Below are 24004 nucleotides of genomic sequence, written 5' to 3' on the forward strand. Positions count from 1 at the left end.
TTCATTTAAGATATCCATTTTGGAATAAAAATAAGTAAACCAATAACAGCGCTACAAATCGCAAAAATTAAAACTGCTCCAGCTGCAAGGTCTTTCGCTTGTTTAGCGAGAAGCAAACGCTCCATTGTTACTAAGTTTACTACTCGTTCAATAGCAGAGTTCAGCAATTCTAGTGCTAGTACACCGCCAATCAATACAAGAATCACATACCATTCAGTATAAGCGAGGCCCGTTAATAACCCTGATGAAATTACGATTACGGCAGCAGCAACGTGGAATTTAAAATTACGCTCCGTCTTTACCGCATGAAGAATCCCTTCAAATGCATAACCAAAGGACTTGATAAATTTCTGCATATGACTATCTCTCCAAACCGTAAGAATGAAGAATTTCCTTTTGCCTACCGAACATCTTGACTTCGTCTTCTTTAGTTAAATGATCGTAACCGAGCAAGTGTAAAAAACCATGAAGTGCTAAAAATCCAATCTCGCGGTTAAGATCATGCCCATACTCTTCTGCTTGACGCTTAGCTGTGTCGACTGAAATAATGATATCGCCAAGCGCAACAGGGATTCCTGTTTGGCCAATAATTGCCACTTCGCCTTCGGACATTTCCTCTAATGCAAATGAAATGACGTCGGTCGGTTGATCAATATCGCGGTATTCAGCATTCACTTTTTTTATTTCTTCATCAGACATGAATGTGACTGAAACTTCAGCTTTTTCTGAAATGCCTTCCTCTTTGGCTGCGTGTCTCAGAATACTTGTTACTAATTGTTGTATCTCTGGTTTGATTGAATCGGTTTCATCAATCATATAAATTTCAAGCATTTTCAGTTCCTCCCCTCATATTTACTCCGGGTATTCGATTCGATTGTGAAAAATACCATTTAATGTTTCACAAATCGCACGTTCAATCAATTTGAGTTCTTTCATAGATAAATCACATTCATCAAATTGTCCATCATTTAATTTATCAGACACGATTGAGCGAACAAGGGAAGCGATTTTCTCGGAAGTAGGCTCTTTCATTGACCTGACTGCAGCTTCGACACTGTCAGCGATTGAAATAATAGCAATTTCTTTCGTTTGCGGTTTGGGTCCCGGGTATCGGTATTCTTCTTCATTTACATCATCGCCTAATTCACGAGCTTTAAATACAAAATACTTCAACAAACTTGTTCCGTGATGTTGTTTTGCAATCGCAACAATTTCAGGTGGCATTTTATACTTTTCTAATAGATTTGCCCCGTCTTCAGCATGCGCAATAATAATCTCTCGACTTTTCTCGGGAGGCAACAAATCATGCGGATTTTTTTCGGAATGTTGATTTTCAATAAAGTAACCCGGTCTAACCGTTTTACCGATATCGTGATAATAACAGCCTACGCGTGCTAGAAGACCATTAGCACCAATTGATTCGCAAGCAGCATCTGCTAAGTTAGCAACCATTACACTATGATGATAGGTACCCGGTGTTTGTGTAAGGACTCGTTTTAGTAATGGATGATTTGGGTTTGAAAGTTCAATTAAGCGAATATCCGATAATATGCCGAATCCAGTTTCGAAAAATGGCAATAAGCCGATTGTTAATGCGCCTGATAATACGCCAGACGTAATTGCAGCGACCGCGTAAAAGGCCAACTCTGTTAAGTTATAAGAACTTTGGGTCATGAGTAAATAAAAAGCTAGAAACAGAATATTAGAAGCAGCTACTCCTAAACTTGCACCCAATATTGTCGACCTGCGACTAACCTCACCAAGTAAATATAGACTAGTGAGCCCGCCAAATAATATGTATAATGCGACTTCCATTTGAATAATGGCAGCATACCCGTCTTGCAGTATGATTCCCGCGGTTGCCGCGTTCACGATTGTCATCATTAGAGCTAGACGTTCGTTCGTCAGCAACTTAATTAACATGGTTGATAGTGCGGTAGGAAACAAAAATGCGATTAATAAATCAAATTCAGGCTCGATTAGAGAGATTAGTTTCATAATGACAACTTGCAGAAAAAAAACAACAAGAACAATAATAAGGGATCTCCTTTTCGTGATCGCGTTTTCTTTCCAAGTGCTAAAATGCATAAAAATAACAGCGCTTATGAAAATGATGAATAAAACTATGCCCGCCATCGGTTTAACGGGTGACTGATTTGTTAATAGCCCTGCAATTTCCAATTGACGATAGATTTCATTATCAATCACTTGGCCTTCACGGACAATAACTTGTCCTTGCAATATTCTGATTGGTTCAACCGCGGCCTTCGCTTCTTCGATTCTATCATTCGTCAACTTTTCATTAATTATTTCTGTTTCAACAATTAAAGATCGTGCAATAGTAATAACGGGTTGCTTGATGTTCATTGGTATGATATTCGCAAGCCGAATTTTATTTTCGATATCATATTTTTTCATAGACAAGTCGTCTGCTCGTATTTTGTTCATTAATTCATTACCGATTGAATCGATGACGAAATCTCTCACATTTTCAAGTACAACTACCTCTTGGTTCAAAAGACTCCTGATCGACTCATCATCCAATTGCAATTCTGGTTCTTCTTCTTCAAGGGAAGAGAGTTTCTCTCGAATTTCCTCAACCGAACTTTTCTGAATAACCAATGGTGTTTGAGGCTCGATCACATCAGCCTCAATATTTTTTTTAACATCGATAAAAAAATTAAAAACAGATGCGGCAATTGCCTGTCGATTTTTTGCGACATCTTCGTTAAATTGATAGACAGGTATCACTTCATTTGCTGCACGTTCTTTTTCTAGTTCTGTTTTAGCTGTATCTTCTACGGTTTTAATAGACCGTATCGCTTCAGTTGCAATTTGAAATTGTTTTAACTCATAAGTCTCTTTTTGTACATTTCCATACATCATAAAAAAGAGGGCGAGTGAAAATAGACCAATTAAAAACAATGAAAAGTAATTAAATTTTAAGGAGTTAATAAAGCTTCTTATCGGCTGCATCATCTCATCCCCCGAATTCGCCTATAGCACTTCAGCACCTTTTTTCATATGGCATTAGAAGTTAAAAATACTGGCAATTATGATGGTTGTTCCTGTTCATATGCTTCAATTATTTTAGCGACAAGCGGGTGACGCACAACATCACCTTGCTCCAAATATTGAAAACGAATATCAGAGACATTTCTCAAAATTGTTTCCGCTGCTATTAAACCCGAATCCATGCCGCGCGGTAAATCAATTTGTGTTTTGTCTCCTGTTATAATCATTTTTGAGCCGAAACCTAAGCGGGTAAGAAACATTTTCATTTGCGCTTTTGTCGTGTTTTGTGCTTCATCTAAAATAACAAATGCATCATCCAATGTTCGGCCTCTCATATAAGCGAGAGGGGCTATCTCAATCACGCCTCTTTCCATGAGACGTTCCGTATGCTCTGCGCCCAGGACCGCATGTAAAGCATCGTAAAGAGGTCTTAAGTATGGATCCACTTTTTCTTTTAAGTCCCCTGGCAGGAACCCGAGACTCTCCCCTGCTTCAACAGCGGGTCGTGTAAGAATAATGCGTTTTGCAGAACCCGATTTCATCGCATGGACAGCCAATACGACTGCAAGAAAAGTTTTCCCTGTTCCGGCTGGGCCGATGCAAAAGACTAAATCGCTTGTACGAATGGCTTGAATGTATTCACGTTGCCCGATTGTCTTAGCGCGAATTGCTTTTCCATTTACATCACGCGAAATTTCTTCATCATAAAGTTCTGAAAAGTATTCAATTGTGCCGCCCTTCACCATTTCAATTGCGGTTGCGACGTCACGTTGGTTTATATTGACTCCTTTTCGAATCACTTTGATTAGCTGTTCAATCAGGAGACGCCCCATTTCCCGATTTTCGGCATCTCCGTTTAATGTAATCGAATCGCCTCTCGTCATTATCGAAAGACCAAGTTCCTCTTCTATCAATTTCATGTTTTGATCAGAATTCCCGAGAAGCATGACTGCTTCATTGGGGTCCTCAACATGGAGTTGGATTAATCGTTCATTCATTTGCTTCAGTCTCCTTGGCTATCGGTCTTTTCATAGCGATATTATCATTTATAAGAAACAGTATAGTCCCATTAACTTTATCATTATCGAATGAGACGTGCAAAACTTTATTATCTTTTATCATTGCTTCATGTCCATATTCAGCTAATAATTGATTTTTAATCAGTTCCAAAATGATAGTCGTTTCCATTCCTTCAACCAATTCAAACTCTGTGCTAATTTCGTTTATCGTTCTTTTCGTAGTGAACAACTTCCAACTTTCAGCCAGTTTTTTACTTTTTAATGGATTCTGAAATATGAATTCAACTTCTTCCTCGCCCTGCACCATGTATTGAACTCTTTTAGGTAAACTGAATTTATACTCAACCCAAAAATCGGCATATACTGCGCCTTCAGCTCCGACTACAACTTTTTTATCTCCTTGTTCAAGGGTACCCGTTGCCAATATATCCCCTTTTTTAACCGTCATATAAGTATGTCCCTTACGTTCCCCGCGCGATAATGCAAAACGCGTAATCATTCCCCCTGTTCGGGCTACAAGGTCAGCAGGTGGCCCGTCTCCTCCGGTATCGATATCTGATGCTGGTGAAAGCATAGGAATAACAGTTAGAGACGCGCCTTCTCGCTTAAATCTTACCCAAGACAATGAAGGGTCATCCTGCATTAAGTTCCGGCGGATTTCATCTTCATTCGGAATGAGATAAAGCGGACGAAAACGGGTAATTGATGCATCGTTCAATTTCCCCTCAATTCTTTCCGCTACTTCTGGCACGTCAGACTCTACACTTACGGACCAAAGAAAAAACGAAAGGGTTAATGGGATAATGAGTGCAATTAAAAAGCGAAATGAATTAAAAAGCGCGGCTAAGCCGGCGTCCCGGTCCGTCGTTGTGATTTTCACTTTCAATCCATATCGCCTTCGATACTTCCGGACATTTCGTACACCTTTACGATCGGTTCGAAAATCAACCACGTTATCCGTTATTGTAAGTAGAGTTATCGTGGTCCCTAATGATTTAAGTTTTGTAAGAAAAGCCGTCAAGTTTTTGTTTTTAGAAATACGTATCGTATATCGCTTAGAGATCATAACGATTTTCCTCACTATCCAATTTAGTGATTGTGATTGAGTGAATCGAATCGAATGAGAGTAGTGCAACTTCCTCCGATAATAAATCAATTACTAATTCGTCTCCGGCTGCCTCAATAATGTAATCTCCGCTTTTTACTTTCGCAAAATCAGGTCCAAGTGTTACAAGCGCACAAGGGCCGTTGATTTGAATTGAAGAAAATTCATTAATCGTAATTAAAGAGCCTGTATTAAATAATTTTTTCAAATAATAAACCCCCTGTACATATCTTATGAAATGTACAGGGGATCAATGATTAGCGTTTAGATTTTGGCGCACCAAAAATTTCTGAGAAAATGACGCCTTTTATTAAATCATCATTGCTTTTCGGCAATAAAGACTCTAGTCTTATATCTTTTTTCGCGATTTCATCCTTGATTTCTGAATGAGATAGCCTAGACTTTCTTTGAGTGAAAACCTCACGAGGTTCTCTTATAGGTTTCTCTGCAACCGCTTTGGGTTTGACATCAAGTGGCGTTACTCGAGTTCGCTCTGGAGTTCGTGTTTGCCTTTCGGGTTGCCTTTCAGTTTCCTGTTGAAACTCTCGTTGTATCTCTTTATACATCTCGGCTGATACTTCTTTAAACTTCCTCACAGGACTGCCCGGTTGTTTTTGCCCGGCAGTGAAAGGTTTTGCTTCATTTTCCCCGGTCGATTTAGCATTCCGTTTTCCGCTCATAATCGCCCCGAGGACTAACATGATAATAAATGGAATAATGCTTTCCATTATAACATCCCCTTTCCGGGAATTAACTTACTACTTATTCACTTGCAAGTGTGTTATTGATTTTCGTTATCTTTATTTTCAGTACCATATTTACTAATTGAATCGCGCATGCTTGTGTCTGATTGGACATTTTTGTAATTCATATAGTCCATTACGCCAATATTTCCTGAGCGAAGCGCATCTGCCATCGCCATTGGAACTTCAGCTTCTGCACTAACAACTTTAGCACGCATTTCCTCGACTCTGGCCTTCATCTCTTGTTCGCTTGCAACAGCCATTGCACGGCGTTCTTCAGCTTTAGCTTGAGCAATTTTCTTATCTGCTTCAGCTTGTTCAGTTTGAAGGTTAGCTCCAATGTTCTCTCCGACATCAACGTCTGCGATATCTATTGAAAGAATTTCGAATGCAGTTCCCGAATCAAGACCTTTGGATAGAACAGTTTGCGAGATCAAATCAGGGTGCTCAAGAACTTCTGCATGAGTTTGGGCAGCACCGATTGTAGAAATGATTCCTTCACCAACACGTGCAATTACTGTATCTTCACCAGCACCACCGACTAGGCGGTCGATATTTGCTCGCACTGTAATACGTGCTTTCGCTTTCACTTCGATTCCGTTAATCGCAACCCCTGCGATAAATGGTGTTTCAATAACTTTTGGGTTAACAGACATTTGAACCGCATCTAGAACATCACGTCCCGCTAAGTCAATAGCAGCCGCACGTTCAAAAGGCAGCTCGATGTTAGCACGGTGTGCCGCAATAAGAGCGTTCACAACACGGTCAACGTTTCCTCCGGCAAGGTAGTGACTTTCAAGTTGACTAATGCCAACGTCAAGTCCTGCCTTATGTGCTTTAATCAATGGGATAACGATACGATTCGGAATAACCCGACGAAGACGCATTCCTATGAGTGTGAAAATACTAACTCGGACACCAGCAGCCATTGCCGAAATCCAAAGTGTTACTGGAACTAGTGTGAAAAATATCGCTAAGATTATGATTGCAACAAATACGATAGCGATTATTCCAACTGTCCCTGCATTAATAGCTAAATCCATTATTTAACTTCCCCTTTCTCTTCTGATTCCCGAACAACTACACGAGAACCCTCAACCTTTACTATAATAACACTTTTTCCTCTATCAATGTAACTTCCATTAGAAACGACATCAATTCTTTCACCATCCAGCTCAATCGTTCCCGCTGGCCTTAACGGTGTCGATGTCTTTGCAACACGGCCAACTAATTCAGTTCGATTGACATTTGAAACATAACCGCTTTCAGTATCGGTTGCATCCATAAGGACTACTTTATTAAGCAGGTGCAATTTCTTCCCGAAAAATTTGATAATAATCACCGTCCCTATTGTAGCAACGACAAGCGCAATTAATACGTAAATAGCCATATCCATTGGATTGCCACCTGCTAATATAATACTGCCGATAATTGCCGTTGCACCTAGAATACCCGCAATTCCACCGGCTATAAAAAATTCTGCGACAATGAGTCCGATTCCTACCACCAATAAAATAATCGACTCATAACCCGCAAACCCTGCCACAAGATGACCATAGAAAAAGAGTAATAAAGAAACAATTCCCATCGTTCCCGGGACGCCAAATCCTGGTGAATACAGTTCTACCACCAGACCAAGCCCCGCCAATGAAAGCAGTATCGGGATGACAACAGGATGAGTAATGAATCTTGCAATACTTTCCGATATCGTTTCTTTTGTTGTAATTACTTCTGCATTTTCATAACCGATTTCTTTCAATAACTGATTAAATGAAGATACTGTTCCTTCACTATACTTTACTTCTTTCGCCTCATCTGCAGTAAGTGTTAATAATTTACCGACACCGGCGCGATATTTAGGCAGATCATATGAATCATCTACCATCGCCAACGCATATGAAGGATCACGACCTGAGGATTCAGCAGCATTTTTCATAGCTGCATGCCAAGCGCTTTGGGCTTTATCTTCCGCCGCATTCCCTGCAGAATCGATGACTGCTGCAGCTCCGATACGTGCTCGTGGCGCCATATAGATCTTATCTGCATGCAGAGCCAAGAATGCGCCGGCAGACAATGCTTTGTCATTGATATATGCAATTATTTCAATATCTGTTGAGTCGATGAGTTTTGCAATATCACCTGCAGCATCGACAAAACCGCCATTAGTATGAATTTCGAGAATAATTGCTTGTGCATTATCTGCTTCAGCTTCAGAAAATGATCTTTGTAAAAAAGCATGCAAACCATTTTCTACTGTTTTTTCAACTGGAACTTTATATACTTTTGCAGCATTGGCATTTGACTCCATGAATGGTAGCGTTATAGCCGTGGCAAAAATCATGAAGAGGAGCAATCTTCTAATTAATCTACTCATTGTATACCTCCCCTCTATTCTTATAATTAATTATAGCTTTAATACGGATGAAAAGGCCAAAAGTTTCACTTTTCGTTAAAAATAATGATATAAGAAATATGCCTAGACAAATAACCGGAAAACCCTTAGTGGATTTTCCGGTTTAGCATTCTAATCTCAAGATCAAATTAAAAACTTAATAGTAGAGACATACACAAATATTAGCGACGCTTTCTTGCAGCCTCAGACTTTAATTTGCGTCTCACGCTTGGCTTTTCATAATACTCGCGTTTTCTTACTTCACGTATTTTTCCACTCTTGGAAACGTCACGTTTGAAACGTCTAAGAGCGTCTTCAAGCGATTCGTTTTTACGAACGACAGTTTTTGACATATCTCTTGTCCCTCCCTCCGAACACACTTGGATAACACGGCCAAGTGCCATGTACCTAGATATTATACCTTATTATTTTAGAGTGGTCAATATTAATCTTTAAAACAATCACAAAACAATTCTTTGATGATTGTGTCCGAATTTCAACATCTTTAAATATTCTTCGCCGAGAGTCAATAATCTGTTTCTGATTTTAACCCTCTCATAATTTGAACACCAGAGCTAGCACCTATTCTAGTTGCGCCCGCATTAATCATGGTTTGCATATCTTCGAAACTACGAACACCACCTGAAGCTTTAACGCCTGTAACAGGTCCTACTACCGCGCGCATTAATTTTACATCTTCCTCAGTTGCTCCGCCTGTAGAAAAACCAGTTGAAGTTTTCACAAAATCAGCGCCCGCTACGACAGCAAGTTCGCATGCTGTACGTTTTTCATTATCCGTTAATAAAGCTGTCTCAATGATTACTTTTACAAGCGCTTTTCCTTTTGCAGCTTCAACGACAGATGCAATATCTTGCTTAACTGTTTCATCATCGCCGTCACGTAATGCGCCGATATTAATAACCATATCAATTTCTGTCGCACCGTTTTCGATCGCACTTTTCGTTTCAAACGCTTTTACTTCTGATGTAGAAGCACCTAGCGGGAAACCGATGACCGTACATACTTTAACTGATGATCCTTCAAGTGCGGCAGCAGCTGTTTTAACCCAGGTCGGATTGATACAAACTGAAGCAAATGAATACATTTTAGCTTCCTCGCAAAGTTCCAATATCTCATCCTTTTTTGCATCTGCTTTAAGTAAAGTGTGATCGATAAATTTGGCATAATCTTTATTCATATGATTTCCTCCTATAATTAGGCTGTGCATTTACAAGTAAAAAGCTGTACTCTCCAGAAGTTGAGTACAGCAATCTAGCCTGATTAAACAATTGCTTCTTGTTCTTCCATAATTCGAACGTACTGCCCCTCATTATAAGGGTAACCAGCTTTAGTAAGTTTTACACGAACAATCTTGCCAATCATTGATTCATCTGCCGGAAATGCAACTTTTAAATAATTATCCGAATAGCCTTCATACAGGCCGCTATCGGGATTTAATTTATATTTTTCTTCCGGAATAACTTCTACTACTTCACCTTCAAAAGATGATGCGTATTGCTTTGCAAGTTGGTCATTCAATTCGATTAAACGGTGAACACGTTCATTTTTAACATCTTCGTCAATTTGATCAGTCATGCGCGCTGCAGGTGTGCCTGTTCGCATTGAATATGGAAAGACATGAAGTTCAGAAAATTGTTGGTCTCGAATAAAGTTATACGTTTCCATAAATTCTTCTTCTGTTTCACCAGGAAATCCAACGATAACATCCGAAGTAATTGCAAGATGCGGTAATGCTTCGCGAAGTCGATCAAGACGTTCAGCAAAAAATTCCATCGTGTACTTTCTACGCATCCGCTTTAAAACAGTGTTGGAACCCGATTGTATCGGAATATGTAGGTGACGAACGATGATTGACGAATTATTTAAGACTTCGATAACTTCATCGGTCAATTGACTCGCTTCGATGGAGCTGATACGTAGACGTTTCAATCCTTTTACTTGCGATTCAAGGTCTCGCAATAATGCAGCTAAATTATAGTCTTTCAAGTCTTCACCGTATCCGCCGGTGTGGATTCCAGTCAAAACGATTTCAAGATAGCCGGCATCGACCAATTGCTGCGCTTGACGAATTACTTCTTGCGGATTTCGAGATCTCATTAAACCGCGTGCCCATGGAATAATGCAAAACGTGCAGAAGTTATTGCAACCTTCTTGGATTTTCAGAGATGCACGTGTGCGGTCTGTAAAGGCCGGGACATCTAGTTCTTCATAAATACGGTTTTTCATAATATTGCGAACAGCATTTATCGGTTGACGTTCTGCCCGATATTCAGCAATGAGACCTAATAATTTAGAGCGATCTTGCGTTCCCACGACAATATCAACGCCAGGAATCGCCATTATTTCTGCCGGCGATGTTTGCGCATAACATCCCGTCACACAAATAACCGCATCGGGATTATTTCGTATTGCCCTTCTAATTACTTGTCTGCTTTTTTTATCGCCTGTGTTCGTAACTGTACATGTGTTAATCACATAAACGTCGGAGTTTTTATTGAAATCCTCACGATCGTAGCCTGCATCTTTAAAAAGTTGCCAGATTGCTTCTGTTTCATAATGGTTTACCTTACAACCTAAGGTATGAAATGCTACTGTTGACAAGGTAGCTCACCTCTTTCATTCAAATTCATAAGAAATAGCCGATAAAAAATACAATGGGGCTGTTTCAGTACGTAAAATTCGGGGCCCGAGTGCAACTGGAAGAAAACCCGCAGATTGTAATTCCGTCGCTTCATTTCGAGATATACCACCTTCTGGTCCGAAAACTACAAGTACCTTTTGTTTCTTATGCATGCTTTTAACTCGGTCGCGGATTCTATGTGGTTCTGCACTTCTTGCATCCTCTTCATCCGCGAATAATAAGACATCGTAATCACTTGATCTTGCGATGACTTGTCGCAGCGTCTCGGGATTTCCAATTTTAGGAATGATTGTTCGATGACATTGTTCTGCTGCTTGCTTCGCGATTTTTTGCAGCCGTTCAATTTTCTTGCCGCCTTTTTTATCATCCCATTTTACTATAGATCGCTCTGCTTTAAAAGGAATCATAGCAAATAAACCTAACTCTGTTCCTTTTTGAACGATTAAATCATGTTTATCGCCTTTTGCTAACCCACATGCAATCGTAACCATTACTGGCATCTCATTTTTTGAAAGCTCTGATCCGTTCATTTGAATAACAACACGATCTGGATCTATTTGTGTAATTACAGCGGGGTAGGCTTCCCCATCCGATACCGCGATAATTTTATCCTGAATGCCCATACGCATGACAAGAACAATATGCTTACGATCTTCACCAAATATCTCCGCTTTTCCGTTTTCATCAAATGGTTTATCAAGAAAGTAGCGTTGCAAATTTATCACGCACCCTTTTTCTTGGCAATAAGTGCGACCCAGTCTTCCATGAAGACTGATTCAATAATTTCGAAACCTTTATTTGTCAAATCATTTTTTACTTCGTCTCGTTTTTCTCCAATAATTCCAGAAACAATAAATAAACCATCATCTGGCAATATTGAGGCTGCATCTGCTGAAAAAGACATAATGACATCCGCTAAAATATTTGCAACAATTAGATCCGGTTTAATGTCGATTGTTTCCAAAAGGTTACCATGTGTTACCTCGACTACGTCATCAACTTTGTTCAGCTCGACATTTTCTTTTGCAGCCTTAACCGCGATATGATCCAAATCGAGCGCTTCGACTTTTTTTGCTCCAAGCATCGCTGAGGCAATTGATAGCACGCCCGAACCGGTTCCCACATCAATTACGATGTCATCTTGTTCAATATATTTTTCTAATGCTTGTATACACAAAACGGTCGTCGGGTGTGTTCCCGTTCCAAAAGCCATACCCGGATCAAGTTCGATGATTAATTCGTCCGAAGCTACTGGTTCATATTCTTCCCATGTTGGAACAATTGTAAAACGGCCAGAAATTTTCACAGGATGATAATATTTTTTCCAAGCTGTTGCCCAGTCTTCATCGTCAACAACAGATGTTTTGATTTCATTTCGGCCAACATCAAGCCCGAAACCTGGAAGTTCAGCAATAGATTGTTCGATTTCACTCATCGTTTCAATTAAAAAGCTATTAACAGGCAAATACGCTTTTACAATGACACCTTCTGAAGGGTAATCATTCTTATCAAGTTCATAGATTTCACCAAATTGATCTTCCCGAATTCGATCCGGTTCTTCTGAATCCTCGATGATTACTCCGCTTGCTCCTGCCTCATGTAGAATATTTGCTACAGATTCTGTTGCTTCATGCGTTGTATGAACCGCTATTTCTGACCATTTCAAATTGTTTCCTCTCCTTTATTCACCTTTAATTGTACGTTTGATTTTATCGAAGAGTGAACTAGAATATTCTTCTGGACTATCACCGCTAATTGCAGCGAATTCACGCATTAACTCTTTTTGCTTTTCAGTCATTTTTTTAGGTGTAATAACTTTTACGACGACATGTTGATCACCAATGCCACGGCCATGAACATTTTTAACGCCTTTGCCTCTTAGTCTGAATCTAGTCCCAGTTTGCGTTCCAGCAGGAATTTTCAGGTTAACATCGCCTTGTACTGTCGGCACTTTAATTTCATCACCGAGTGCGGCTTGTGGATAAGATAGTGCCAATTCTAAATATATATCATCTTCTTCACGAATAAATCTCTCATGCGGCGTCACGCGGAAAACAATGTATAAATCACCAGTGGGCCCGCCGTTATGACCCGGTTCGCCTTGTCCTGAAACTCGCAATTGTTGACCATCATCGACACCTTCAGGGATCGATACTTTTATCTTTTTCATTTTCTTCACTGTGCCCGAACCGCGACATGTTGAACATTTTTCCGGGATGATTTTCCCTGTTCCTTCACAGTGATGACAAGTTCGACGATTTACCATTCTACCAAGTGGCGTATCTTGGGTTATGCTAATTTCACCAGTTCCACTACAATGCGCACAGGTTTTTGCAGAAGTCCCTTTTTTGGCCCCTGATCCCTTACAAGTTCCGCATGTTTCTTCTTTAGGTATTTCAATTTCAGTTTCTTTACCGAATACAGCATCCATAAAATCAATGGTCATCGTGTATTGCAAGTCGTTACCTTTTCGCGGTGCATTTGGATCGCGTCGGCGCGTGTTGCCTCCGAAAAACGAGCTGAATATATCTTCGAACCCGAAACCGTCTCCGCCAAATCCGCCTCCACCGAATCCTTGATTCGGACCTGCATGGCCAAATTGATCATAATTCGCTTTTTTCGTATCGTCACTTAAGACTTCATATGCTTCTGTTGCTTCTTTGAACTTTTCTTCCGCATCCGCTGCTTTATTAAGATCTGGGTGATACTTTTTTGATAATCTTCTATACGCTCGTCTGATTTCATCTTTTGACGCTGATTTCGACACACCGAGCACTTCATAATAATCTCTCTTACTCATCATTTCACTCTCCCAAAAACATTTACCTATTGCTATGTTTTATTGTAACATGCTTTGAATTTGTACGTAGGTCTCTCGTAGACACGAAATTTTTAAATAATAACAGACAAAAATTGAAAAAGTCAAAGCCGGAATATCGGACTTTGACTTTTCCGTCAACTAATTATTAATTATTTTTTCTCATCTTCTACTTCTTCGAAATCTGCATCAACGATATCGTCTCCAGCTTCGCCGGCACCTTCAGCGCCCTGAGCCGCTTCCGCTTCCGCAGCTGCTTGTTCATATAATTTCATTGTTAGTTTTTGAACGATTTCTTCGAGTGCTGTTTTCTTAGTACTTACTTCTTCAAAGTTATTTGCTTCCAATGCTGATTTCAACTCTGCTGAAGCATCTTCGATTTCCTTAGCTTCTTCTTCAGAAACTTTGTCTCCAAGATCTTTCACAGTTTTTTCAGCTTGGAAAATCAGCTGATCCGCTTCGTTTCTCAAGTCCGCTTCTTCTTTACGCTTTTTATCCGCTTCCGCATTTTCTTCAGCTTCTTTGATCATGCGCTCAATATCTTCATCTGAAAGTGATGAGCTTGCTTGAATTGTAATGTTTTGTTCTTTTTGTGTTCCAAGATCTTTCGCTTTAACGTTAACGATACCGTTTTTATCGATATCGAATGTTACTTCGATTTGTGGAACACCGCGCGGTGCTGGTGGAATGTCCGTTAATTGGAAACGACCAAGCGTTTTGTTGTCAGCAGCCATTGCGCGCTCACCTTGCAGTACATGAATATCAACAGCTGGTTGGTTATCTGCTGCAGTCGAGAATACTTCAGATTTACTTGTCGGAATCGTCGTGTTGCGCTCAATCAGCTTCGTGAACACGTTGCCCATTGTTTCAATACCAAGTGAAAGTGGCGTTACGTCTAGTAGAACAACATCAGTTACGTCACCGCTTAGGATTGAACCTTGAACTGCAGCACCCATTGCGACAACTTCATCCGGATTAACCCCTCTATATGCTTCTTTCCCTGTTTCTTTTTGAATCGCTTCTTGTACAGCTGGAATACGAGTTGATCCACCTACAAGAATTACACGGTCGATTTCAGATGCAGAGAGACCTGCGTCTTTCATTGCTTGACGTGTTGGAACCATTGAACGCTCTACTAGATGACTTGTTAACTCGTCAAATTTCGCACGTGATAGCGTAACTTCTAAGTGTAATGGACCCGCTTCTCCAGCTGTTATAAATGGCAATGAAATCTGAGCAGATGTTACACCTGAAAGATCTTTCTTCGCTTTTTCAGCGCCGTCTTTCAAACGTTGCATCGCCATTTTATCTTGGGATAGATCAATTCCATTTTCTTTACGGAATTCCTGAACAAGGTAATCAATGATTACATCGTCGAAATCGTCTCCGCCAAGTTTGTTATCTCCCGCTGTTGACAATACTTGGAATACACCGTCTCCAAGTTCAAGAATGGAAACATCAAATGTTCCGCCGCCCAGGTCATAAACAAGAATTGTTTGATCTTCCTCAGTTTTATCTAGTCCATAAGCAAGTGCTGCTGCAGTCGGCTCGTTAATGATACGTTCGACTTCTAGCCCTGCGATTTTACCTGCATCTTGTGTAGCTTGTCGTTGTGCGTCGCTAAAGTAAGCTGGAACTGTAATAACAGCTTTTGTAACTTTCTCTCCGAGATATTCTTCTGCGTATCCTTTCATGTATTGAAGAATCATAGCAGAAACTTCTTGTGGCGTATATTCAGTATCTTCAACTTTAACTTTGTAATCTGATCCCATATGACGTTTCACAGACATAATTGTGTTAGGATTTGTGATTGCCTGACGTTTTGCAACCTCTCCAACTTGTCTTTCACCATTTTTAAATGAAACAACTGAAGGAGTCGTGCGGTTACCTTCAGGATTTGGAATTACTTTTGGTTCTCCGCCTTCATATACTGCAACTACTGAGTTTGTTGTTCCTAAGTCAATACCGATAATTTTACTCATCATCAATTTCCTCCTAAAAAAATCACATTATTTATAGTTGGTTATTCATTAACTTTAACCATTGACGGTCTAAGCACTCGATCTTTTAGTATATAGCCTTTTTGCAGTTCTTCAAGAACGATGCCCGACGGTTTGTCTTCATCATTACCCGTCATAATCGCTTGATGATAGTTCGGATCGAATTCCTTATCTAGTGCTGCGATTTCGACTAACCCTTCTGATTTTAAAGCGTCGACGAGTGACCGATAAATCATATCCATCCCTTCCATCATCGAACGTGCTTCGTCCGATTTTGCTTCTACAGCGATTGCACGCGAGAAATTGTCAAGGACGGGTATCAAATTGGTTAAAACATTTTGTGATTGATATTTTCGAAGCGCTTCTTTATCTAGAGTTGCTCTTCGTTTGTAGTTGTCATAATCAGCAAGCAATCGAAGATATTTGTTTTTTTCCTCTTCGATTTGCTCTTTTAATTGTTCAATTTCATCTGGTTCAACTTCCAGTATTTCAACCTCTTCATTTTCATTTACAACTTCAACATCATTTTCATTCTCATCAATTGCTTCTTTATTGTTTTCGTCTTGTTCTGTAACGAGAACATCGTCAAATTCTTCTTCATTATTTTTCATTGTTGCTTTTCCCTCCTTGCTCTGCTGTTCCACCGCCGATTGTTAATCTCGCTAATTCCCGCGATAAATCACTACTCAGCAGATCAAGCAGTGTAATCACTCGTCCATAATCCATACGAGTCGGACCAACGATCGCGATCGATCCTTTCATGATTTCTCCCGCCGAATATGTTGCCGTAATCACACTGAAATCCTCCATCGCATCATGGTTGTTCTCTGAACCGATTCTGACGGCAATCCCTGTTCGAACGTCATTAAAAAATGTCGTTGCAGGTGCTCCCTTTTCAATCAGATCCAAAAACATTTTCATTTTATGGACATCATTGAATTCAGGCTGTGTCAACATATTCATTTTTCCACCGAAATACAAACGTTCTTCAGGTGCAATTGCAATTGCTTCTTGAAACGAAGCGTATAGTTCTCCCGCTTTATCGATATGGCGTTCAAGAATCATTTTCGTTTCCTGAACGAGTGTTCTTTGAAGATCAACAAGCGGGGTCCCTATTAAACGCTCATTTAATATATTGACCATTTTTTCAATATCAGAAGCCGTATACCCTTTTGGTACATGAAATAAACGATTTTCAACATGACCATTGTCAGTCACTATAATAGCGACTGCAGTATCTTTGTCAAGCGGAACAATCGAAAATCGTTTTACGACATGCATGGACGAATCCGGACCAAGTAGTATCGATGTGTAGTTCGTTAAATCGGATAGTATCGTTGCCGATTTTCTTATCAATTCTTCTGTTTCCATTATTTTCTCTTGAAAAATAGAACGAAGTTGATCGCTATCTTCAGGGTTCAATTTTTCCTCTTTTAAAAGATGATCGACATAAAATCGATATCCTTTCTCAGATGGAACTCGGCCTGAAGATGTATGCGTTTTTTCAAGATAACCCATTTCTTCGAGATCGGCCATATCATTGCGAATTGTAGCCGAACTGAAAGGTGCTTCAGGCTTCTTTGAAAGTTGTCGGGATCCGACGGGTTGTGCGGATTTAATGAAATCGTCGACCGTCAGTCGTAAAATGAGTAACTGTCTGTTTGTCAACATGATCATCACTCCTGTTAGCACTCTTTAAGACCGAGTGCTAATACTAATCATAATTTATCAAATGGGATGGTAGCTGTCAACGATTTGACTCGGACTTACGTTAAAAATTGTTGAAATACTTCGTTACCCCTAAAAACTCCTCTTCGAGTCAGTCGGATCATTTCGCCATTTTTTTCGATTAAACCTTTATCTATCAGAGATCGGATTATATCGCCGTATACACTGATTAAAGTTCGCCCAAACTTTTCATGAAATAATGTAGTGGAAACACCATCTGTTTTCCTTAAACCCAAGAACATTTCTTCTTCCATAGCTTCTACTGGTGTAACAATATGGGTATGTTGAATCGGGCGAATGCCTTTATCCACTTGCTCCATGTAGCGCTTAATCGGACCAATATTGGAGTACCGATTACCCGAAACGTACCCATGCGCACCTGCGCCAATCCCAGAATAAGTTTCATTTTCCCAATACAAAAGATTATGTACCGATTCATATCCCGGAATTGCAAAATTGCTGATTTCATATTGCATGCGGCTTTTATTTTCCATATGTTCGATCAATATGCCAAACATTTCTGCTTCCAAATCTTCACCCGGCAATGGGAGCTTGCCTTTGTTCATCAAGTTATAAAATACGGTTTTCGGTTCAACTATTAACGAGTAACCCGAATAATGCGGAAGCTCCAAGTTTGTAGCCTTTTCCAATGTATCTTCCCATTGGGCTCGAGTTTGGTTCGGTAAACCATAGATTAAATCAATACTAATATTTGTGAAATCAGCCTTGCGAGCCTCTTCGATGACACGGACAGCGTCGTACGGACTATGTGTTCTTCCAATCGATTTTAATAAATCTTCATCAAATGACTGAACACCTATACTCAAACGATTGACTCCCCCATTTCTTAAAACCTGGAGTTTGTCAAAAGTAAGCTCGTCGGGATTTGCTTCCGTCGAAAATTCTTTCAGTGAAGAAACCTCAACATGCTCATTAATGATCGCAAGTAATCGATCCAGCTGTTTCTCGGATAATGAAGTTGGTGTCCCTCCTCCAAGAAATACAGTTTCAACGTTAGTAAATAAAAAACCTTCCCTTTTCATTATGGCAAATTCCTTGCCAATCGATTCAATATATTCTTCAACTGGTTGGTTTTTGAAAAACACTTTATTAAAATCACAGTAATGGCATATTTGATGACAAAATGGGATGTGAATATAGATTCCTTTCATTTCAAACCCTTCTTCCTTTCCTTAACGGAAAAAAGGAGGCAGCAACGCCTCCTTTTTACTTCTCAACACATGGAATGAATTTAATCCTCATCCATTCTAAGTACCGCCATGAACGCTTCTTGAGGTACTTCAACCGATCCTACTTGTTTCATGCGTTTTTTACCTTCTTTTTGTTTTTCAAGAAGTTTCCGCTTTCGCGAGATATCTCCACCGTAACATTTGGCTAGAACGTTTTTCCCGATTGACTTTATAGTTGAACGCGCGATAATCTTCTGGCCAATAGCCGCCTGCACAGGCACTTCAAATTGCTGCCTTGGAATAAGTTCGCGAAGTTTCTCGACAATTGCTTTTCCGCGCTCGTATGAAAAATCGTTATGAACGATAAAGCTAAGTGCATCAACTTGTTCACCGTTCAATAATATATCCATTTTCGCAAGCTTCGATTGTTTATAACCGATCATTTCATAATCCAATGAGGCATACCCTCTTGTATTGGATTTTAATTGGTCGAAGAAATCGAAAACAATTTCTGCGAGTGGCAGCTCATATATTATATTTACCCGGGATGATGCTAAATAATCCATTGTAATAAAGTTCCCTCTTTTGCGTTGGCAAAGTTCCATGACCGAACCAACATAATCATCAGGAACCATTATTGAAGCTTTAACGTACGGTTCTTCAACGTAATCGATCTTTTGAGCTGAAGGCATCATTGATGGGTTGTCTACTTTTAAGTTCGTTCCATCAGTTTTAACGACATTATAGATTACGCTTGGTGCAGTTGTTATTAAATCGATTTTGAATTCCCGTTCAATACGCTCTTGGATAATCTCCATATGGAGAAGACCTAAGAAGCCGCATCGATAACCGAACCCAAGAGCTTGCGATGTTTCTGGTTCATATTCAAGAGCGGAGTCATTCAGTTCAAGTTTTTCGAGTGCTTCGCGTAAATCATTATATTTTGATGTATCAATCGGATATAGTCCGCAAAACACCATTGGATTCATTCTTCTATAACCTGGCAATGCTTCCGTAGCAGGATTTTCAACTTTTGTGATTGTATCCCCTACTTGAGTATCGCCGACATTTTTAATGGATGCGGATAGGAACCCTACATCTCCTACATTTAATTCTTTCACCGCAGTCTCATGCGGCGTGAACACTCCGGTTTCTAGAACTTCGAATTCCTTGCCAGTCGCCATCATTCGAATCGTTTCTCCCGGCTTGACCGAACCGTCAATAATCCGAATATACGCTATGACGCCCCTATACTGATCATAATGCGAGTCGAAAATCAGCGCTTTTAATGGCGCATCAGGATTTCCTATCGGCGCTGGAACTTTTTCTACAATTTGTTCCAATATATCTTCAATACCAATCCCGGACTTAGCCGAGGCTAACACTGCTTCTGAGGCGTCAAGTCCGATAACGTCTTCTACTTCTTGTTTAACGCGTTCCGGATCGGCTGCAGGCAAGTCAATTTTGTTAATGACAGGTAGTATTTCAAGATCGTTATCTAATGCTAGATAAACGTTAGCTAATGTTTGTGCTTCAATTCCCTGAGCAGCATCCACAACTAAAATTGCTCCTTCACATGCCGCCAAACTTCTGGATACCTCGTATGTAAAGTCGACGTGCCCCGGCGTGTCAATTAGATGAAAAGTGTAATCTTCGCCGTCTTTAGCCTTATAGGTCAACTGCACTGCATTCAATTTAATGGTAATGCCGCGTTCTCGTTCTAGATCCATCGAATCTAATGTTTGTGTTTTCATCTCTCTCGAGGTCAATGTGTGTGTTTGTTCTAGTATTCGATCCGCTAGCGTTGATTTCCCATGGTCAATATGGGCAATGATTGAAAAGTTTCTTATGTTTTTTTGACGCGCTAGTTTTTGCTCTAAATTCATAAAGTTCACTCCTATTTCTGCTATTAGGATTATATCAGATTACCGTCCACTATGTTATATATTTGTATTAAAATCAGCCGACATTTCTCCTCTTTCTGTTTCCGATTAATATTTAAATGTTCGCTTTCCCGTGATAGAATGAATTAGTATGATTCATCGTGAATTACTTCCGTGTGTTTCTTGTTTTCGTCGACTTTAATATTACATGGTTTCACGATGACCGACTTTTTATTTAGCCGTTGCAATTGATTTTAAACTAAACCATCGAAAATACTTTGTACTATCGGAAAGAAAAAAGTCTTGGAAGTTATGTAAATTCAAACGCAACAAAAACATCGACAAACACGTCCTTCATTGCACGGAAAATGCTGAGGCCACAGCAGACAATTAGCTTTTTATTGTTAATCACAGTCCGAGTAATAATGGTTGCAATCATATATGAAATGATATATGATAATAATATGAAAACAACTCAAAAGTTAAATAAAAGACAGTTTGCATATAAGGTCATCCGCTCAAGAATATTAGATGGATCTTATGTCCCTGGCCAAAGGATTATTATCGATCAAATTGCAAAGGAGGTTGGCTCGAGTCATATTCCCGTTCGTGAGGCAATTCACCAATTAGAGGCTGATGAACTCATCGAATTCAAACCCAATATCGGTGCTATTGTTCGAGGTATTAATAATGAACTTTACGCGGAAAATCTCCAAGTATTGGCTTTATTAGAAGGTTACGCAACATCATTAAGTGCTGCAAAAATTACGAAGGAAGGAATTGAGAAATTAGAGAGCATTAATAATGAAATGAATGTAATGCTAAATAATTATGAGTTGGATGCACTAGGAGAGTTAAACAGAGAATTTCATTTCTTTATTTATTCTTTTTGTCCTAACAAATTATTAATTAGAAATATAAAAGATGTATGGGATCGATTAGATGTTGTCAGGCGGACGGGTTTTACTTTCTTCCCAAATCGAACTCCTCAATCAATTGAAGAACATGCCATCATTATTAAACTTTTTAAAGAACATGCTGACGGTTCAAGCATTGAACAATATGCGCGTGAGCACAAACTAAACACACTGGAAGCATTTAGAGAGCGGAGTTAATTGCAAGATTAGCTAACTGCTTCGCCTCACAATGTAATGTGCGTGATGATTAATCAAACACCCGTATTATTCACGCACCTATCTCCAACCTGCTCACAACACAGTGATACCAACTAATTAGATGTATATAAACCTTCATTAAAAAAATAAATATCTGAAACCAGAAATTTTTTTCACGAACCTGATAATCTCATATGTCACTAAACCAATAAACAAACACTACGGGCAGCTAATTCTAAAAAGGTTAAGAATAGACAAAAATGTTTGTATTAGATCCGCAAGATACGCGGGTCTTTTTCAGGTTTAAAGAGGAATAATAGTCCTGATTTCCGATTAAACGTAAAACACTTTGAAAGAGGACTATTTTTTTCTTCAACTCATGTAGATATTCAGTTTTGCTATCAATATTTTGAAAGATCTATCAGATTTCTTCTTCATGAATAATCCGGTTTACTGATTTCATTCTGGGAATTTCGCGAGTTTATTCTTTTGTATGCTTAAATTATTGAGTAACTAATATATATTGTTTAGGGTTAATTGATTTCTTCCTAACAAATAGTAGGCCTTTTCCATTTCCTTATGTTGAAAAAGTTGACGAATCCGTGTTGAGGAAATAACTTCTCCATTCGGACAAGTAACAATTGGGTGCTGATAAGCATTGAATGCCTTCTTCAAGTCTTCTATCGTACCGCTTTTTCCCTTTCCAAAATGGAACTCAGGCCCAACCCACAACTCCTTTGGATTCACATCACTAAGTTCATCAATGAAATCTTGTACGCCCCTAGATGCATATTCCTCATCAAATGTTGCAAAAACAGTATAAGAAACCCCCAATGCATCGAGAAAGCATTTCTTTTCAGTTAATGAAGTCAAGATGGATTGATTTTGAAAATATACTTTTGGTGGTGGATCAAATGTATATACGACAAGAGGAACCCCATAGAAATCCGCTTGTAATTTTGCTTTTTTTATTAATGCTTGATGTCCACGGTGAATTCCATCAAAAGCCCCAATCGTAACAACTGACTGTTCTAGTTTCAGTTGATTGTTTCGAAAAATCCTCATTGGAAGTACCTCTCTTTTCTTTAAAAGTTTTCATTCCTATTTCGCAAGCTATAATGGGCCTATGAGAAACTATTAAGATGGTAATCAACACAAAGTAAAAATAGTCACTAACTTTTTCCAACACATGGAAAGGAAAAAATGTACTTCCCGTAATAAGAAGATTTTATTCAGAACAGCCATTTAATAAACAGTATTGGCCCTAATAGATTTTATAGTCTAAATAGAAGTAGGCACTCCAATGTGTGAGTACCTACTTCTTTATCCTAAGGTACGATTCAGTTCGCGATGACTGGTTTTCTTTGCGTCAACTTTGGTTCTACATACTCAATTTCCTTGCCTGTTTCAATATCAATAAACGTACTTGCTTCATTAAACCAACGATCTGGTGCTTCGTGTCCCCAGAATGTTTGGCGAAGTGGATCATCTAGATCCCAACGTTTTGGTTTCATATCAGAATCGATTGTTAAATAGTCGCCTGTGTAAAGCTCGATACGGTGACCATCTGGATCTCTCAAATATAGGAAGAATGCGTTTGATAGCCCATGTCGACCAGGTCCGCGTTCAATTGAATCCGCATACCCCATGCTCGCTAACACATCACAGCAGTCAAGAAGGCTTAGACGGTCAGTAAGTGAGAATGCAAAGTGATGAAGTCTTGGTCCAGGACCACTCATGAATGCTTGGTCATGAACGGTTGGCTTACGGTAAAGCCATGCTGCCCATAGGTCTCCATCGCTAGTATCCGTATATTCTGAGCAACGGAATCCTAATTTATTCACATAGAAGTCATACGCTTTTTGAACATCTGGTACAGCACAGTTTACATGGTCAATTCGCTGAATTTTTGCTCCGCGGTAAAGATCATAACGCTGCAGCATACGCTCTACTGTATCCATTTCAGCAAAGAACTCGAGTGGAATTCCATGAATATCAGTCACGCGAAGCGCTCTGCCCATTGCATGTTGTTCACCTTTTGGAATCCATTTCGTTTTTAGACCTTCTGATTTGAATAGTTCTTCAAGTTTCTCTAAGTCTTCTTCTTTGTCTACTTTATAGCCAAGCGCCTCTACAACAGGCTTATCGCCTTTTTTCAGCACTAAGCTATGGTGAGAGTGCTCTTCTAAACCTCTTAGGTAAATGTGGTTTTCATCACTTTCAGTTTCGATAAGTCCTAAACCATCTACATAATACTTACGTGATACATCTAAATCCGTTACGTGCAACACTGTTCTTGCAATACGTGTAATTGAAAAGTCCATTTATTTCACC

At 39.5% G+C, this 24004-nt stretch carries 23 protein-coding genes; 1 reads left to right on the forward strand and 22 read right to left on the reverse strand.

All coding sequences use genetic code 11. The annotated features are described in order from the left end of the window. Positions 1-5: 5 nt before the first annotated feature. From G8782_RS02275 to lepA, 20 genes are all read right to left on the reverse strand, one after another. Positions 6-356: a diacylglycerol kinase family protein gene (locus G8782_RS02275; protein ID WP_172369284.1), complete on the reverse strand. Its 351-nt coding sequence runs from the start codon at positions 354-356 to the stop codon at positions 6-8. A 4-nt stretch (positions 357-360) separates the two neighbouring features. Beyond that, positions 361-831, reverse strand: coding sequence for an rRNA maturation RNase YbeY (gene ybeY, locus G8782_RS02280; protein ID WP_172369285.1), 471 nt, complete (start codon positions 829-831; stop codon positions 361-363). Between the two features lie 21 nt (positions 832-852). Then, positions 853-2979, reverse strand: a complete 2127-nt coding sequence (locus G8782_RS02285) for an HD family phosphohydrolase (protein ID WP_172369286.1) — start codon at positions 2977-2979, stop codon at positions 853-855. A 74-nt stretch (positions 2980-3053) separates the two neighbouring features. After that, positions 3054-4013, reverse strand: coding sequence for a PhoH family protein (locus tag G8782_RS02290; RefSeq protein ID WP_172369287.1), 960 nt, complete (start codon positions 4011-4013; stop codon positions 3054-3056). Then, positions 4006-5100, reverse strand: coding sequence for a sporulation protein YqfD (locus tag G8782_RS02295; RefSeq protein ID WP_172369288.1), 1095 nt, complete (start codon positions 5098-5100; stop codon positions 4006-4008). The genes G8782_RS02290 and G8782_RS02295 overlap by 8 nt, the downstream gene beginning before the upstream one ends. Next, a complete protein-coding gene (locus G8782_RS02300) occupies positions 5090-5347 on the reverse strand; it encodes a hypothetical protein (protein ID WP_172369289.1) in 258 nt (85 codons plus the stop codon). Before G8782_RS02300 ends, G8782_RS02295 begins: the two co-directional genes overlap by 11 nt. 49 nt (positions 5348-5396) lie before the next feature. Further along, positions 5397-5867: a hypothetical protein gene (locus G8782_RS02305; protein ID WP_172369290.1), complete on the reverse strand. Its 471-nt coding sequence runs from the start codon at positions 5865-5867 to the stop codon at positions 5397-5399. Positions 5868-5920: 53 nt separating this feature from the next. Next, positions 5921-6925 carry a flotillin-like protein FloA gene (floA, locus tag G8782_RS02310; RefSeq protein WP_216667746.1) on the reverse strand — a complete coding sequence of 335 codons (1005 nt, stop codon included), beginning with the start codon at positions 6923-6925 and terminating at the stop codon, positions 5921-5923. Next, a complete protein-coding gene (locus tag G8782_RS02315) occupies positions 6925-8256 on the reverse strand; it encodes an NfeD family protein (RefSeq protein ID WP_172369291.1) in 1332 nt (443 codons plus the stop codon). The genes floA and G8782_RS02315 overlap by 1 nt, the downstream gene beginning before the upstream one ends. A 200-nt stretch (positions 8257-8456) precedes the next feature. Next, a complete protein-coding gene (gene rpsU, locus G8782_RS02320) occupies positions 8457-8627 on the reverse strand; it encodes a 30S ribosomal protein S21 (RefSeq protein ID WP_075528040.1) in 171 nt (56 codons plus the stop codon). Positions 8628-8800: 173 nt separating this feature from the next. After that, positions 8801-9472 (reverse strand): deoxyribose-phosphate aldolase, encoded by a 672-nt coding sequence (gene deoC / locus G8782_RS02325; protein ID WP_172369292.1) that lies wholly within the window; start codon positions 9470-9472, stop codon positions 8801-8803. A gap of 83 nt (positions 9473-9555) precedes the next feature. Further along, entirely contained in the window at positions 9556-10896 is a 1341-nt protein-coding gene (gene mtaB / locus G8782_RS02330; RefSeq protein ID WP_172369293.1) for a tRNA (N(6)-L-threonylcarbamoyladenosine(37)-C(2))-methylthiotransferase MtaB, read from the reverse strand. Between the two features lie 15 nt (positions 10897-10911). Beyond that, positions 10912-11652 (reverse strand): 16S rRNA (uracil(1498)-N(3))-methyltransferase, encoded by a 741-nt coding sequence (locus G8782_RS02335; protein WP_172369294.1) that lies wholly within the window; start codon positions 11650-11652, stop codon positions 10912-10914. A gap of 5 nt (positions 11653-11657) precedes the next feature. Further along, positions 11658-12602: a 50S ribosomal protein L11 methyltransferase gene (gene prmA / locus G8782_RS02340; RefSeq protein WP_172369295.1), complete on the reverse strand. Its 945-nt coding sequence runs from the start codon at positions 12600-12602 to the stop codon at positions 11658-11660. Positions 12603-12617: 15 nt separating this feature from the next. Next, on the reverse strand, positions 12618-13736 hold the full coding sequence (dnaJ, locus tag G8782_RS02345) for a molecular chaperone DnaJ (RefSeq protein WP_172369296.1): 1119 nt from the start codon (positions 13734-13736) through the stop codon (positions 12618-12620). 170 nt (positions 13737-13906) lie between these two features. After that, entirely contained in the window at positions 13907-15736 is a 1830-nt protein-coding gene (gene dnaK, locus G8782_RS02350) for a molecular chaperone DnaK (RefSeq protein WP_172369297.1), read from the reverse strand. Between the two features lie 41 nt (positions 15737-15777). Beyond that, on the reverse strand, positions 15778-16365 hold the full coding sequence (gene grpE / locus G8782_RS02355) for a nucleotide exchange factor GrpE (protein WP_172369298.1): 588 nt from the start codon (positions 16363-16365) through the stop codon (positions 15778-15780). Then, on the reverse strand, positions 16355-17425 hold the full coding sequence (gene hrcA, locus G8782_RS02360; protein ID WP_172369299.1) for a heat-inducible transcriptional repressor HrcA: 1071 nt from the start codon (positions 17423-17425) through the stop codon (positions 16355-16357). The genes grpE and hrcA overlap by 11 nt, the downstream gene beginning before the upstream one ends. Before the next feature lie 95 nt (positions 17426-17520). Continuing rightward, positions 17521-18654, reverse strand: coding sequence for a radical SAM family heme chaperone HemW (gene hemW / locus G8782_RS02365; RefSeq protein ID WP_172369300.1), 1134 nt, complete (start codon positions 18652-18654; stop codon positions 17521-17523). An 80-nt stretch (positions 18655-18734) separates the two neighbouring features. Further along, a complete protein-coding gene (gene lepA, locus G8782_RS02370) occupies positions 18735-20558 on the reverse strand; it encodes a translation elongation factor 4 (protein ID WP_172369301.1) in 1824 nt (607 codons plus the stop codon). Positions 20559-20980: 422 nt separating this feature from the next. Here lepA and G8782_RS02375 point away from each other — a divergent pair, with 422 nt between their 5' ends. Further along, positions 20981-21670: a GntR family transcriptional regulator gene (locus tag G8782_RS02375; protein ID WP_425505466.1), complete on the forward strand. Its 690-nt coding sequence runs from the start codon at positions 20981-20983 to the stop codon at positions 21668-21670. 513 nt (positions 21671-22183) lie between these two features. Here G8782_RS02375 and G8782_RS02380 read toward each other — a convergent pair. Together G8782_RS02380 and hpaD are read right to left on the reverse strand one after the other, a co-directional pair. Continuing rightward, on the reverse strand, positions 22184-22735 hold the full coding sequence (locus G8782_RS02380; protein ID WP_172369302.1) for an FAD synthetase family protein: 552 nt from the start codon (positions 22733-22735) through the stop codon (positions 22184-22186). A gap of 275 nt (positions 22736-23010) precedes the next feature. After that, positions 23011-23994 carry a 3,4-dihydroxyphenylacetate 2,3-dioxygenase gene (gene hpaD, locus G8782_RS02385; protein ID WP_172369303.1) on the reverse strand — a complete coding sequence of 328 codons (984 nt, stop codon included), beginning with the start codon at positions 23992-23994 and terminating at the stop codon, positions 23011-23013. Positions 23995-24004 lie beyond the last annotated feature (10 nt).

The organism is Sporosarcina jiandibaonis (assembly GCF_013184495.1).
GTDB classification, from domain to species: Bacteria; Bacillota; Bacilli; order Bacillales_A; family Planococcaceae; genus Sporosarcina; species Sporosarcina jiandibaonis.